We start from the raw sequence: 13,227 nt of genomic DNA on the forward strand, positions 1-13,227 counted from the left end.
ACTGACACGCCGCATTCGCGAGCAAGCCCGCTCCCACAATAGATTCAGGTCGCTTATAAGTCTGGGGTTAAAGCCCGCCGGTGGCATTAAACCCCACGCCCAACACCGTCAATAACGACAACGGCAACAACAAGGTATCGAGCACCGCACTGGCCGGCAGATCCACATGCGGATAGCTCGGCGCCTCAGCGCCAAAGCGGTCTTTGGCACAACAGCCGCCGTTGATCGCATACAAATCCAGCCGCGTGCCGGCATACACCACCGGCGCCCCAGGTTGCGCGGCATCCAGCGTGCGCGCCGTGGCGCAGCCCGTCAGCTGCAACGCCAACACCACCAGCAGCGCCTTATTCATCACTGCTCAAATGGTGCTCGCCCCAACGCGGCAGCATGTCCTGGGGAATGTTCAGCAGGTTGAGGACCCGTGCGACGACGAAGTCCACCAGGTCATCGATGGTTTGCGGCTGGTGATAGAAACCCGGCGAGGCCGGCAAGATGGTCACGCCCATGTTCGACAACTTGAGCATGTGCTCCAGGTGGATACTCGAATACGGCGCCTCGCGCGGCACCAGGATCAACTGGCGGCGCTCCTTCAGGGTCACGTCCGCCGCCCGCTCGATCAGGTTGTTGCAGGCGCCCGTGGCAATCGCCGACAAGGTGCCGGTGGAGCACGGCACCACCACCATCGCCGCCGGCGCACCGGAGCCGGAGGCCACTGGCGACATCCAGTCCTCTTTGCCGTAAACCTTGATCTGCCCCGCCGCCGCCCCGGTGTACTCGGTGAGGAAGGCTTGCATCATCTGCACCTTGGCCGGCAGTTGCACATCCGTCTCGGTGGCCAGTACCAGTTGCGCGGCCTTGGAAATCAGAAAGTGCACTTCGCGATCTTCACGTACCAGACAGTCCAGCAGGCGCAGGCCATAAGGCGCACCGGATGCGCCCGTCATCGCCAGGGTAATGCGTTCCGGGCCACTCATTTGAGCGCCTCGGCCAGCTTGCCGTGCAGGCCGCCGAAGCCGCCGTTGCTCATGACCACCACATGGGTGCCGGGCTTGGCTTGGTGTTTGACGTGTTCGATGATCGACTCAATAGAGTCACACACGATCGAAGGCACTGTGCACAGCGCCGCAATCGCCGGCAGGTCCCAGCCGAGGTTGGCCGGGGCGTACCAGACCACTTGGTCGGCGTCGTTGACGCTTTCCGGCAAACCATCGCGGTGCGCGCCGAGCTTCATGGAATTGGAGCGCGGCTCGATAATGGCAATGATATTGGCATCACCGACTCGCTTGCGCAGGCCATCCAGCGTGGTGGCAATGGCCGTCGGGTGGTGGGCAAAGTCGTCGTAGATGGTGATCCCATTCACGTCGGCGACTTTTTCCATGCGGCGCTTCACGCTCTTGAACGCGCTCAATGCCGCGATGCCCATGGCAGGCACCACGCCCACATGCCTGGCGGCTGCCAGGGTGACCAAAGCGTTGGCGACATTGTGCTGGCCGGTCATGCCCCAGTCGACGATGCCTTGGGCCTGACCTTCGAACAGCACTTCAAAACGCGAGCCGTCTTCACTGAGCAAGTTAACCTGCCATTGCCCACCCACACCGGTGGTTTGCACCGGCGTCCAGCAGCCCATGTCGATCACGCGCTGCAAGGCCGGTTCGGTGGTCGGGTGGATCACCAGGCCTTCGCTTGGGATGGTGCGCACCAAATGGTGAAACTGGCGCTCGATGGCGGCCAGATCGGGGAAAATGTCTGCGTGATCGAACTCGAGGTTGTTGAGGATCGCGGTGCGCGGGCGGTAGTGGACGAATTTGGAGCGTTTGTCGAAGAAGGCGCTGTCGTACTCATCGGCCTCAATCACAAAAAACGGCGTATCGCCCAGGCGCGCCGACACCGAGAAGTTTTGCGGCACCCCACCAATCAAAAAGCCCGGGCTCATGCCCGCGTGTTCCAACACCCAGGCCAGCATGCTGCTGGTGGTGGTCTTGCCATGGGTGCCCGCCACCGCCAGTACCCAACGGCCTTGCAGCACATGGTCGGCCAGCCACTGCGGGCCGGACACATACGGCAAACCTTTGTTGAGTACATATTCGACCGCCGGGTTGCCACGGGACATGGCGTTGCCGATCACCACCAGGTCCGGCACCGGGTCGAATTGCGCGGGGTCGTAACCTTGGGTCAGTTCAATACCCTGGGCCTGCAGCTGGGTGCTCATGGGCGGGTAGACGTTGGCGTCGGAACCCGTGACGTGATGGCCCAGCTCTTTGGCCAGAACCGCCATCGAACCCATGAATGTGCCGCAAATACCTAGAATATGAATGTGCATAGTTGACCTCGTAAACATCGAGGCAGGTTAGCGCAGGGAGTAGGAAATCGCACCTTTTTAACGGTTGCAGCGCGAGCGAAATGCGCCAGGCACCTCGCTCGATGGCGCCTCGTTCACGCGGTGGCAGAGGCCCCGGTTTCGCGCTGGCTGGCTTTTATCGCAGCCAGCCAGCGCAGGTTTTCATAAGACTCGACCATGCGTTCGAATTTCCTTTCAATCAGGCCAAGGCGCCCTTTTGCATCGGCAGGGATTTGTTCGCCGGGTTTATGCGGCTTATAAACGATGCCGTTCTGCCGAGCGGCTTTCTTTAGATGTTGCTCTGAAACCCCGAGCATTTTTTTCCAGCGCACCTGAATCAACAGCGCGAATTGCGAAAAATTTTTATAAGGTCAACCAAGTTTAAGGCTTACTTGATAAGCGCCAACCTTCAAAGGCAATCATTCGAAAAGTCCAAATTGGCGAGCTATTTTAATTCCCTATACCCTGAGCGCAGACCCACTGACCAGAAAGCCAACCAGACAGTGTTTGACATTGAAGAGCGGCTTCCCCGGCACTCAAACATTAATTGGCCCACACCACCCAATAAGTCCCAGAACAACTAAGCCACGAGACAATTATGTCGATTAATATAACTAACAACTGCATACAGCCTACCCCAATGGCTATCTGGGTGATCGTGGTTTGCTGCGGCGTCACGGCACGCTGGTGGATGCGACGATCAGTTGCTGCACGGCGAGGAAACTTACGCGTGCGGGGATGCGCAGGTACGGGCCAAGGATGGGTACAGGCGAGGTGTGCATGTGATGCGGGCTGATCGCCTTGAGACAGCGTGACCAGAGGTTATTGTATGAAAACAGCGTCAGCAGTTACCCCTGTTACGTGAGCAACTGCTTAAGCAGTGGATCCGTCGAAACAACCCACTACAACGTGTACAACGCTGGGATTAACTATTGCTTGGCGGTGATAGCTTTCATCAGCTCGGTGATGTATGCCATTCTGGATTCCATGCCAATAGCCCGGCTCTTGATATCATCTTCCTGCGCACCGGGTTTCGGGGCCTCAACTTTAATCTTCAGCTTTTCCGCTTCTTTAGCAAATTCTACTTCGAGGAAGTCAAGTATTTCATCAAGATAGTCCATCCGCTCTTCATTTGTCTTTGCCAACCATTCAATACTTGGGGTGACACCATATTCTGTACGAAGGCTACCCAACGTATTGGCTAATAGGAATACACCCCTTTGAGATTCATCAACCAACCGCGACTCCATAACATGTTGCTCTGTGGCCGGTTTTTGCGCTGGATTGATTTTGGGCTTGAGAAATTCAAGAAGGACGTTGGCGGCAAATGTCCCGGCAACTGTTAAGGGTACTGTGATCGCTGCCGTAATTGCGGCGACCTTGACAATATTTCGCCTTTCAAGCGGGAGTGCTCGATCCGCCTTCGCAGCTTTAGCATTCACGACCGCCTGGGCGCTTTCTTCCAGCTTACTCTGTGAAAAAGGCTCCACCTCCTTTCCGTCTACTCGACCTGCCGTCGGCTGAGCAAATAGCTTATCCCGGGAGCCAGCATCTTTTTGAGCTTGCCACTTCTTCCTGTTGGCTTCTCTGTATTGAGCCACTTCCGGAGTAACTGGGGCCTCTGTATCAGGGGCATTCCCAGTCTGGCGATGACCCGTGGCTTGACCCGGCCCGTCGAAGCCCACCTTTTTATCAACAAAACCCTGATCAAAATCGTTATTGCTACCGTCTGCCGGCTTGGACCCTCCCGGGCCTTCTACCTTAGGTGCTTCACCTACCTTTATAGAACTAGGCGTTTCGGTTCTGGTGAATCCACCACTGAAAAACTCCCCAATCTTTGAGAATACTACCGGCCTTGCGGCTGCATTTGAAAACATCATAATGATCTACCTAATGATTGATTTGCATTAGAAAGCCATCCATTTCTTCCACTTACTGTGTAACAGACAGGCCGCAAGCAGTTCCAAGCTACAAAACAAATAGTTTAGCCCTATGACAAATACGCAACAATCTTGGAGAATACTTTCCAGGCGCGCAGGTACACTTCAACAGCCAGCCTGAAACTCATCAGCCAGCTAAATCGCTCATCGATGCGCATCGCTTATAACGCACTCACACTAATGCGGTGAGCGCTCGTCAACCCACCCGCCTGAACATCATTACGTTTTATTCGACGGCGTCAGTGCGTTCAGCACACCAAATTGCGCTAACTGAGGACCAAAGGGTGTATTCATGAGGGAACTGTACGCATACCAAACCCCCTTATTTAAGACAGCGACGATTGGCCTACGCACACCATCTGATTCCACTTGATAGAAGCCCTTGACGATATCACCGTCCTTATAAGTCCGTGTTACTTCATAAGACCTATAGTTGCCTTTGAGTCGAGAAAGCACCTCATCGGCGTGTTTGTACACCTTCGTCATATCCTTACCGACAGCCACCACCCCCCGCTTAATATTCCTCGGCAGGTTAATAGCATCGGTAACGCCCGCCGAAGCGCCGAGACCAGCAAAAAAAGAGCGTTTGAGTACTTTACCTGCTGACTTGCCCAGTTTCATCGCCTTGCTCGCGGCACTTGCCCCGGGAAGAAAGAACCCCAAAATATCGAACCCGATATTAAACACTGCGCCCGCAACATTACCCTTTATCGCATCTTTAATACCGTCATAAAAAGGAATAAGCGAAAGCAAAAAATTATTGACAGCTTGAATACTTGCTGTATTTTTTTCAATCCTCGTTTGACCGGCATACAGTGCTTTCAAATACCCATAATCTTTTGTAAAAAACTTACCCACCACGGTAGCCAGCGAACCGTTTCGTCGAGAAAAATAAGGAACTCGTCCTTCACCGGTTACCTCAGGCAAATCACGGTCCTGATTGGTGGCATCAAATTTCGTAAAAACATCATATGTGCCGCGTACGCGGGCTCTGTACTTCGGGGCGAAATACTTGCTGTCGTCAAAATTTGACTGTTCTCCCGGATTACCCTTTTCCTTAACGATTTTTCCCAGGCCTGGGTAGTAACTATAGTACTCGACCTTGCCATCAGCTCCCTGCACTTTCATAAGTACACCTTGCCGCCCTTCCAACTCTTTGAGTTCATTAGGGGTCGGCGTTCGTGGTCGGCGCCCGGGGTACAGTCGGTGGTTGTTCGTTTCTTCTGTACCCAAAAAAGGGCGAGACACGCCCATGAACGTGACATCCGCTTGGTTTATACGCTCTTGTACGGCTATAGGCAGCAGAGAAACCTGGTACTTGAACTGGATAGCCCAGGCCGCCGCTTGAGTCTTTGTATAGTCTTCAAACGCTTCAGAAAATGTTTTATTGATGTCTGGACCAAGCTCGGAAAAGCGAGACTTAATCGTTTCCCAAGGTAGTTTCTCTTTATTTATCGGCTCCCACCAGTCCAGATTAAGAGGCTTCGTCATGAAGACATCAAGTGGCGAGACACGATACTTGTCATCCATTTTACTTCGTAATGTTATCTTCGTCGGGTCAACCCCCGGGAACACCCGCTGGAACTCAGCCAGCGCCAACGCCTCCCGAGTGGGCGCTGGCTTCATCAGCTCAGCGCGTGCCCACGCCAATTCCTTTTTCTGCTTTTTTAACACCGTTAATGATTGCTCAACGTCTTCGAACGTATAGTGACCCTGGGGTTTGTTTTTAATCACCTTATTAGCGAGGCCCCACGCAATAAGCGCATCGGTTGATGCGGCAGCTAACTCATCCCCACCGTCAAGAATACTAAGTTGCGCTTCCGCATAGTTCATGACTTGACTGAGCGTCATGTTCCCCGATGCGCCAGGCGCTTCTTGCTCTACCAGTGCAACGGCTATAGAAAAATCCACCCACGTATGAGTCCCATAAACAAGTTCAGGTGGAATGTTTTTTACCAGCAGTTCAGGGGCGACGGCTGACAGTAATAGTTGCGCAGCAAGAGGCGCCGCTTCAACACCCACCTTAGTTTCAAGGTAAGCGGTAAAACGCTTGACGATTTCAGCAGCGGTGGCACCTACATTTTCGCTTTTATAGAGGTTATAACCCGCCACGTTGAAACGTGACTTTCCTGGATTAGGGTCAAGCTCTTGCACAAGCGCCGCAGTCAAGGCCTCAGTTGCACCGGTCGGCGACGCTGCTAATTTGATTCTACCTTGTATGGTTTTGCCCAACGCCTGCGCCTCGGGCGACCGGATGAGTTGGTCAAAAGCAAATGAAGGGTTGTCCGCAATCACCTTCTTTGTAGACGTCGTAAGTGTGCTGATCAGGCCGCGTAACAAACTGCCTGCCCCACCCCCTGTCTGCGGATCAGGTGCCTGGCTTGCATGCTTCAACTTCCACTGATCCACCACCGCTTTCATCTTGCGTAGTTCAGTTCTGTTCAGCAGCCCACCAATATGCCTGACGCCCCCAGCGTCAACCCCAGGCACCCTATGCGCAAGGTCAAAGGTCAGTGCGTTAGCCAGGCCATGCGCCTGCGTGCTGTCGACGGGTAGTTTATGCCCTTGCCTTTCGAGCAGTTGTGCAACACTTATCTCCCGGCGCTGTTCGGTAAGAAATAAACTTGAACGTCGGTCAATCGGGACCATAACGTTATTCAGATCGATCTTCCCTTCAGCATCGTCTACCTGGGACCTCAGTGCAGCGATAAGTGCATGACGGTTAGCGTCATCACCCTGCGCCTTGCCCTGCTCCGCTAATGCTTCTACCGATCGCTGCGCCGCATGCCCCACAGGTGCAAACTCAAACGCGGCGCCTTCTTTCAATTTCTTAATGTGCGAGGCAGCTTGCGAAGGGGAGAGGTCGATAGGCTCTCCGTAAAATCGCCCCACCGTGTAAAACGGCACCTTACCGTCCGGCCAGGGGTAATTGAACGCCTGCCCGGGCATTGGAGCGATGCCCCTGGCAATCGACAACAGCACACGAGAAACATCTGCCCAGCCCGAATCATCTTTTAGGGAAAACGTTTGCATCTTGCCATTTACAATGCCGGTCAACTCCCCGAGGAAGGGATCCAGTTTGAGGCTCCTGGTATCAAGCCCCTGTACTTTCGCCCACGATAAAAATCCAGGGCTTTTGAAAGCACTGTCCAATAGGGTGCGCCAACGCCCGAGTGTGGACTCAGGGGTAACTTGAACGTCAGGCGGCCCTATTGAGGTGTGATAGGAGCGCGTCGCTAATGCGATCGCATAGGGCTTCGCCAACTGAGCGTCAGCCATTGCACGCGTTTCGGGAGTGTCAGGCATTTGCGCGTGTGTGTTGCTGTGAACGACTGCACTATTGATGGCCGCCGCAGGAGGTTCGCCAACCACGCTGCCTGATAAGGTAGGCGTTACTCTAACGTCTTGAAAATTTGTCATTTCCACACCCGCGTACGATTCAAATGAATAACTCTTCGTACGCTGAGTGGTGCAATGTCTTACAAATCATACAAAAAAAATTCGAGAAAATTTATCCAGATATTTCAGCTCTAAATAGTGCCCTCATCAGCGCCTAATAATCACGCTTCATACGTGCTGCGCTAACAACGTGCAGATCACACTTGTGGACACCGTTCGATTCCATGCTTGCGTAACTTGCGGTAAAGCGTATTCCGGCTCACTCCCAAACTTTCTGCTGCGTGGGACATGTGCCAATGTTGCTGCTTCAGTGCGTTGAGCAACACTACGCGCTCTGCATCGTCCAGAGCGCCCCCCTGCCGGGGCTCGACAACCATCGCCGCTCGCGCCTGGCGAATGAGGGGCGGCAAATCGTCTAACCTGATTCGCCCGTTCTCGCACAAGGCCGCCAAGGTGCGAAGTACGTTGCGCAATTGCCGAACGTTGCCCGGCCAGGCGTAGTCGAGCAACGCGTGGCGCGCCTTCTCATCAAGCAACACAACCTGTCCTGCTGCCTCTTCCGCCAGCAAAAACGCCAGTAATTGCGCTTTATCACTCCGCTCACGCAGGGGCGGCACGGCTATTTCAAGACCGTTGAGACGATAGTAAAGATCTTCGCGGAAGCTACCGTTCGCAACACGTGCTAACAGGTCACGATGGGTGGCGCTGATGATTCTGACGTCTACCGCCTGCGGCGCACCGCCGATGGGCACCACCACGCGATCTTCCAGTACCCTTAAAAGACGGGTTTGCAACGCGAAAGGCATGTCGCCAATCTCATCGAGAAACAGCGTGCCGCCGTCGGCTTGCTGCAATTTGCCACGCATGCCTTCTTTCAACGCGCCGGTAAAGCTGCCGCCGCGGTAACCGAACAACTCGCTTTCAATCAGGTTTTCCGGGATGGCGGCACAGTTGAGAGCGACGAAGGCGTTATTGGCACGCGAACTGGCCTGATGCACGGCCTTGGCGAACGCCTCTTTACCGCAGCCGGTTTCGCCGTTGATCAGCAGCGGCACGTCACGCTCGAACACCCTCAGCGCCTTGTTAAAATCACTCTGCAACGCAGGGTCGCCCAGGCAGATGCCCGGCAGGCGTGGAGCTTCGGGCTTGGCCATGAGCGGCGGCGCGCGGCGCGCCTGCCCGCGCAATACGGCGAACAAAGACCGGCCATCTCGCGTTCGCAGCGGCCAGCTGGCGGTAGCGTTGGCGCTGGCGCGGCCGAGCAACTGGTCGAGGGTGCATTCAAAAAACGCCTCCACCGGCTGCCCCAGCAAACCGCCACGCGCTTGCCCCAGCAGGTTCAGCGCGCTCTGGTTGACCGCACAGATACGCCCTTCACCGTCGAACGCCAGCAGTCCTTCGCTGAACAACCCCACCGATTCTGCCTGCAAGTGAAAGCGCAGCAGCCAGTGGTTCTCAAAATGGCGCAGGAAGTAACAGCTCTCGATCATCTTCGCCGACAAGTTCACCAGTGCCATGGTGTGAAACTGGCTCTGACGCGACACCGCCTCGCGCGCCGACGACACGTCCAGCACCGCCAGCAACTCACCCTGGGGATCGAACACCGGGCTCGCCGAACAGGTCAGCCCCGTATGGCGGCCGCGAAAGTGCTCATCGCGGTGAATCGTCAGGGACTGGCGCTCCACCAGGCAGGTGCCGATGCCATTGGTGCCTTCGCACGCCTCGCTCCAGTCCGCCCCCAGCCACAGCCCGGCGCGCTCGAAAATCTTGCGCTCGGACGGCGCGGTGACACAGTTGAGGATCACCCCGCGCGCATCGGTGAGCAGCACCGCATGGCCTGCGCCGGAGAGCTGTTGATGCAGGCTGTTCATCTCACTGCCGGCGATGCTCAGCACCTGTTGCAGGCGTTCGCGGCTTTCCAGCAGGCGGCCATGCTCAAGCACGGTGGGGGCGATGCTCAACGCGGGGTCGAGGTGGTAATCCTCCAGGCAGCGCAGCCAGGAGCGGGCGATGGACGGGTCGCTGCCGGGGCCTTGGGCAAGGTCTTGCCCACGGGTGACGGTCAGGACTTGCTGGGCATGGCGACTGAAATGATCGTTGTGCATGTTCTTATTATTCTCTCTGCGGGAGAGCAGCCAGCATCCCCCAGCCATCCGGCCATTGCAATCCCGGGCAGACCCACCGGTCACAGGCTGTACCGTTTATGGCACAAACTGTCACCCCACCTGTACCACGCCTGTCACAGCAACGCCTTGCAACAAACCCCAAGCCCTTGATTTACCTGGCCTGCAACGCAGTGGCCCAACCTTTGCTCTACGCTTTATCAAGCGCAACACCGCTGAACTCCAATAAACATAAAAGTCAGGAGATACCCACCATGCGTTATGCACATCCCGGTACTGAAGGCGCGATCGTTTCGTTCAAGGCCAAGTACGGTAACTACATCGGCGGCGAATTCGTTGCGCCGGTGGATGGCAACTACTTCTCCAACACCTCGCCGGTCAACGGCAAGCCCATCGCCGAATTCCCGCGCTCCACTGCCAAAGACATCGACAAAGCCCTCGACGCCGCCCATGCCGCCGCAGATGCCTGGGGCAAGACCTCGGCTCAGGACCGTTCGCTGGTGCTGCTGAAAATTGCCGACCGCATCGAACAGAACCTCGAACTGCTGGCCATCACCGAAACCTGGGACAACGGCAAGGCCGTGCGGGAAACCCTCAACGCCGACATCCCGCTGGCCGCTGACCACTTCCGCTACTTCGCCGGTTGCATCCGCGCCCAGGAAGGCACCAGCGCCGAGATCAACGAACTGACCGCGTCGTACCACTTCCACGAACCGCTGGGCGTGGTCGGCCAGATCATCCCGTGGAACTTCCCACTGCTGATGGCCGCGTGGAAACTGGCGCCGGCCCTGGCCGCCGGTAACTGCGTGGTGCTCAAACCCGCTGAACAAACCCCGCTGGGCATCAGCGTGCTGATGGAGTTGATCGGCGACCTGCTGCCGCCAGGCGTGCTGAACGTGGTGCACGGTTTCGGCAAAGAAGCCGGCGAAGCCCTGGCCACCAGCAAACGCATCGCCAAGATCGCCTTCACCGGCTCCACGCCTGTGGGCTCGCACATCATGCACGCGGCGGCCGAGAACATTATTCCGTCCACCGTCGAACTGGGCGGCAAGTCGCCGAACATCTTCTTCGCCGACATCATGAAGGCTGAACCGTCGTTCATCGAAAAGGCCGCCGAAGGCCTGGTGCTGGCATTCTTCAACCAGGGCGAAGTGTGCACCTGCCCTTCCCGCGCGCTGGTAGAAGAGTCGATCTACGACGACTTCATGAAAGTGGTGATGAAGAAGGTCGAGCAGATCAAACGCGGCGACCCGCTGGACACCGATACCATGGTCGGCGCCCAGGCGTCCGAGCAGCAGTTCGACAAGATCCTGTCCTACCTGGAAATCGCCAAAGGCGAAGGCGCGCAACTGCTGACCGGCGGCAAGGTCGAGCAGCTCAGCGGCGACATGGCCGGTGGTTATTACATCCAGCCGACCCTGCTCAAGGGCACCAACGAAATGCGCGTGTTCCAGGAAGAAATCTTTGGCCCGGTGGTGAGCATCACCACCTTCAAGGACGAAGCCGAAGCCCTGGCGATTGCCAACGACACCGAGTTCGGCCTCGGCGCCGGCGTGTGGACCCGCGACATCAACCGCGCCTACCGCATGGGCCGTGCGATCAAGGCGGGCCGCGTGTGGACCAACTGCTACCACCTGTACCCGGCGCACGCCGCGTTCGGCGGTTACAAGAAGTCCGGCGTGGGCCGTGAGACACACAAGATGATGTTGGACCACTACCAGCAGACCAAAAACTTGCTGGTGAGCTACGACATTAATCCGCTGGGCTTTTTCTAACTAACACCCGCTCCCCCATTTGAAATGCAATCAAGTGTGGGGGCTGGCTTGCCTGCGATGCAGGCAAGCCAGCCCCCACATTAGATCTTCGCAAGTACTTGCAACTCGCATTCGGCACCCAGAGGCCGAGCTAAAACAATAAGAACGGACGGTACTTCCCATGCCTAGCGAACCTACTGGATCTTCCGTCGACTTCGAAAAAGTCGGCAGCGACTACTTCCAACAACGCGAATTAAAAAAAGGTGCCGCCGGCTGGGTGCTGTTAGTCGGCCTCGGCGTTGCCTATGTAATCTCCGGCGACTATGCCGGCTGGAACTTCGGCCTGGCCCAGGGTGGTTGGGGCGGCATGTTCCTTGCCACCTTACTGATGGCCACCATGTACCTGTGCATGTGTTTTTCTCTGGCTGAACTGTCTTCGATGATCCCCACCGCCGGCGGCGGCTACGGTTTTGCCCGCAGCGCCTTCGGCCCGTGGGGCGGGTTCCTCACGGGCACCGCCATCCTGATCGAATACGCCATCGCCCCCGCTGCCATCGCGGTGTTTATCGGCGCTTATTGCGAGTCGCTGTTCGGCATTGGCGGCTGGATGATTTACCTGGCGTTCTACATCATCTTTATTGGCATCCACATCTTTGGCGTGGGTGAAGCCTTGAAGCTGATGTTTGTGATTACGGCTGTCGCGGCGATTGCCCTGGGTGTATTCCTGGTGTCGATGGTGCCGCACTTCAACGTCGCCAACTTGCTGGACATCCCGGTAACGGAAGCCAAAGGCGCCAGCACGTTCCTGCCGTTCGGCTACGTCGGCGTATGGGCGGCAATTCCCTATGCAATCTGGTTTTTCCTGGCCGTTGAAGGCGTGCCACTGGCCGCTGAAGAAACCAAAAACCCTAAACGCGACCTGCCTCGCGGCCTGATTGGCGCCATTGTGGTGCTGACCAGTTTTGCCCTGCTGATTCTGGTGATCGCACCGGGCGGCGCCGGCACTTACGCGCTGATCAAATCCGGCAACCCGCTGGTGGAAGCACTGGCACTCTCCTACGGCGGTTCAACCTGGATGGGCGGCTTCGTCAATTTGGTCGGCCTGGCGGGGTTGATCGCGAGCTTTTTCTCGATTATCTACGCCTATTCGCGGCAGATCTTCGCCTTGTCCCGCGCCGGCTACCTGCCGCGCAAACTGTCGCAGACCAATAAAAGCAAGGCGCCAGTGCTCGCGTTGGTGATCCCCGGCATCATCGGTTTCGGCCTGTCGCTGACCGGCCAGGGTGACTTGCTGATCCTGGTGGCCGTGTTTGGCGCGACCATTTCCTACGTGCTGATGATGGCCGCGCACATCACCTTGCGCATCCGTCGCCCCAAAATGGACCGTCCGTACCGCACACCGGGCGGCATTTTCACCTCCGGCGTTGCGCTGGTGCTGGCCTGCGTGGCCGTCGTAGCGGGCTTTCTGGTGGATCCACGGGTGGTGATTGGCGCGGCGATCATCTATGGAGTATTAATTGCTTACTTTGCTTTCTACAGCCGGCATCACTTGGTAGCGGGCACGCCGGAGGAGGAATTCGCGGCGATCCAGGCCGCAGAGGCCGCCTTGCACTAACTGCCGTAAACCTCGACGCGGGCGCTTTACTCTCAGCCTGCCCGCGTCGCCAAGGAGA

Annotated in this window: 9 protein-coding genes; 2 read left to right on the top strand and 7 right to left on the bottom strand. The window is 56.8% G+C overall.

Annotated elements, in window-relative coordinates; all coding sequences use genetic code 11:
* Positions 1–67: 67 nt before the first annotated feature.
* The 7 genes from A7D21_RS05665 to A7D21_RS05695 all read right to left on the bottom strand — a co-directional run bounded on the left by A7D21_RS05665 (position 68) and on the right by A7D21_RS05695 (position 9,782).
* On the bottom strand, positions 68–352 hold the full coding sequence (locus A7D21_RS05665; protein WP_069551223.1) for a YceK/YidQ family lipoprotein: 285 nt from the start codon (positions 350–352) through the stop codon (positions 68–70).
* Positions 345–974, bottom strand: coding sequence for a flavin prenyltransferase UbiX (gene ubiX, locus A7D21_RS05670; protein WP_053258190.1), 630 nt, complete (start codon positions 972–974; stop codon positions 345–347). The genes A7D21_RS05665 and ubiX overlap by 8 nt, the downstream gene beginning before the upstream one ends.
* Positions 971–2,320: a UDP-N-acetylmuramate:L-alanyl-gamma-D-glutamyl-meso-diaminopimelate ligase gene (gene mpl, locus A7D21_RS05675; RefSeq protein WP_053258191.1), complete on the bottom strand. Its 1,350-nt coding sequence runs from the start codon at positions 2,318–2,320 to the stop codon at positions 971–973. Before mpl ends, ubiX begins: the two co-directional genes overlap by 4 nt.
* A gap of 113 nt (positions 2,321–2,433) precedes the next feature.
* Positions 2,434–2,679, bottom strand: a complete 246-nt coding sequence (locus tag A7D21_RS05680) for a hypothetical protein (protein ID WP_174599597.1) — start codon at positions 2,677–2,679, stop codon at positions 2,434–2,436.
* Between the two features lie 588 nt (positions 2,680–3,267).
* Entirely contained in the window at positions 3,268–4,218 is a 951-nt protein-coding gene (locus A7D21_RS05685) for a hypothetical protein (RefSeq protein ID WP_053258193.1), read from the bottom strand.
* Positions 4,219–4,497: 279 nt separating this feature from the next.
* Positions 4,498–7,698, bottom strand: a complete 3,201-nt coding sequence (locus A7D21_RS05690; protein WP_139372164.1) for a hypothetical protein — start codon at positions 7,696–7,698, stop codon at positions 4,498–4,500.
* Between the two features lie 176 nt (positions 7,699–7,874).
* Entirely contained in the window at positions 7,875–9,782 is a 1,908-nt protein-coding gene (locus A7D21_RS05695; protein WP_053258195.1) for a sigma-54-dependent Fis family transcriptional regulator, read from the bottom strand.
* 272 nt (positions 9,783–10,054) lie between these two features.
* Between A7D21_RS05695 and A7D21_RS05700 the strand changes: the two genes are divergently transcribed.
* Together A7D21_RS05700 and eat are read left to right on the top strand one after the other, a co-directional pair.
* The gene (locus tag A7D21_RS05700) at positions 10,055–11,575 is read left to right on the top strand and encodes an aldehyde dehydrogenase family protein (RefSeq protein WP_053258196.1); all 1,521 of its coding nucleotides are present in this window, start codon (positions 10,055–10,057) and stop codon (positions 11,573–11,575) included.
* Between the two features lie 160 nt (positions 11,576–11,735).
* Positions 11,736–13,169, top strand: a complete 1,434-nt coding sequence (gene eat / locus A7D21_RS05705) for an ethanolamine permease (RefSeq protein WP_053258197.1) — start codon at positions 11,736–11,738, stop codon at positions 13,167–13,169.
* Positions 13,170–13,227: the final 58 nt, after the last annotated feature.

It is taken from the genome of Pseudomonas sp. AP19, from assembly GCF_001728855.1.
Taxonomy (GTDB): Bacteria; Pseudomonadota; Gammaproteobacteria; order Pseudomonadales; family Pseudomonadaceae; genus Aquipseudomonas; species Aquipseudomonas fluorescens.